Origin of the sequence: Streptomyces murinus (genome assembly GCF_002154555.1) — a bacterium.
GTDB lineage: Bacteria > Actinomycetota > Actinomycetes > Streptomycetales > Streptomycetaceae > Streptomyces > Streptomyces murinus.
The window spans coordinates 1-1,065 of record NZ_MUNF01000395.1 but is presented as its reverse complement, the minus strand read 5'-3'; the positions used below and the strand labels follow the sequence as shown (position 1 = coordinate 1,065).

1 protein-coding gene and 1 pseudogene are annotated in these 1,065 nt (G+C 76.9%); one reads left to right on the top strand and one right to left on the bottom strand.

Translation table 11 applies throughout. The features are described 5' to 3' along the window. Window positions 1–408, top strand: a pseudogene (locus tag CCN72_RS40750) (hypothetical protein); the annotation flags it as partial. Here CCN72_RS40750 and CCN72_RS23565 read toward each other — a convergent pair. Next, window positions 386–1,065 (bottom strand): FAD-dependent monooxygenase (locus CCN72_RS23565; RefSeq protein ID WP_208638073.1); only part of this gene is annotated, 680 nt, incomplete at its 5' end. The pseudogene CCN72_RS40750 and the gene CCN72_RS23565 sit on opposite strands and share 23 nt — an antisense overlap.

Sequence of the window (1,065 nt, the reverse complement as noted above, 5' to 3'; positions counted from 1 at the left end):
CGCCCCCTTTACGCCCTGCCGGCCAGGACCCGCTGGGACCGCGTCACCGGCGTGACGCTCGTGGGCGCGGCGGCGCATCTCGCCGCGCCCAACGGCGAGGGCGCCAACCTGGCCATGCTCGACGGCGCCGAACTCGGCCGTGCGCTGGCCGCCCGCCCCGGCGAGATGGAGGCCGCGCTCGCCGCGTACGAGCGGGCCATGTTCGAACGCGCCCTGGAATTCGCCGAGATCCCGGGACACGGCCCCCGGCGTCCGCCCCTGAAAGGCCCACCGGGGCCTCCCCGCCCCGCGCTCACCCACCGGGCCTGCCGGGCCTGCCGGGCCCTGCCGTGGAGGGCGTACGGCCGGCCGCGTACCGGCCGTAGGCGGGCGCGAGCGGGCGCGGTCAGGGCTGTTCCTGGCGGGTGAACGCGGCGACCAGGTCATGGACCGTGCTCTCGCCGGGGTCGGTGCCGGGGATCTCGGCGAATTCCAGGGCGCGTTCGAACATGGCCCGCTCGTACGCGGCGAGCGCGGCCTCCATCTCGCCGGGGCGGGCGGCCAGCGCACGGCCGAGTTCGGCGCCGTCGAGCATGGCCAGGTTGGCGCCCTCGCCGTTGGGCGCGGCGAGATGCGCGGCGTCGCCCAGGAGGGTCACGCCGGGGACGCGGTCCCAGCGGGTCCTGGCCGGCAGGGCGTAAAGGGGGCGCAGGGCCGGTGCGGTGTCGGTGGCGGTGATCAGCGCGGTGAGTTCCGGCGCCCAGCCGGCGAACCGGGCCGCGATCCGCGCGGCCGCCGCGGCGGGGTCGGTGAGGTCGACGGCGGCGAACCAGTCCTGCGGCGCGGACAGGCCCACGTAGGCGTGCAGGATGTCGTCGCGCTCCCGGTGGGCGAAGATCTCCCGGTCCGGTGCGAACGCGATCATCGAACCGGCGCCGACCGCCTTCGCGGTGGCCGGGTGCCGGGTGGCGGCGTCGTACAGGTAGGTCTCCACGACCGACCTGCCGGTGTACGCGGGTTCGGCCGCGGTGAGCAGGGGGCGCACGCGTGACCAGGCGCCGTCCGCGCCGACCAGCAGGCCGGTGA